Source organism: Paenibacillus sp. 1SOY10 (genome assembly GCF_056836745.1).
Map to the genome: position 1 here is coordinate 1 of NZ_JBXENK010000024.1, position 466 is coordinate 466.

The window sequence follows — 466 nt, forward strand, 5'->3', positions numbered from 1 at the left end:
ATTTTGTGCCTGGTGCTCTGTTGTCCGTCGCTTCCCTCTGACTTCCGTCATCAGTCGCGTACTTCCAAAGGATCCCCAGTCTCAAAATCTACGCATAGTATCAACTACCTTTTATACACTTCCTTGGTCAATTGCTTGACACAAGTTCAGTTAAAAGATGTTCTAAAACGCAAATTCGTTTCGTTATCCAGTTTTCAAGGATCAAAGTGCGAACGTTATCTTATCGACACTTGCGTGCGATGGATAACGGTCATAAAGTTCTTATGGTGGAGCCAAGCGGGATCGAACCGCTGACCTCCTGCTTGCAAGGCAGGCGCTCTCCCAGCTGAGCTATGGCCCCAAAGAAAAACCCATTCATTGTTATGGGATAAATGGTGGGCCCTAGTGGACTCGAACCACCGACCTCACCCTTATCAGGGGTGCGCTCTAACCAGCTGAGCTAAGGGCCCATAACAGGGATATTCTT

At 47.9% G+C, this 466-nt stretch carries 2 tRNA genes; both read right to left on the minus strand.

Going from position 1 to position 466, the window contains the following annotated elements:
* Positions 1 to 264 precede the first annotated feature (264 nt).
* Positions 265 to 340: transfer RNA gene (locus AC1VOR_RS22970), tRNA-Ala, on the minus strand.
* 32 nt (positions 341 to 372) lie between these two features.
* Positions 373 to 449: transfer RNA gene (locus tag AC1VOR_RS22975), tRNA-Ile, on the minus strand.
* Positions 450 to 466 lie beyond the last annotated feature (17 nt).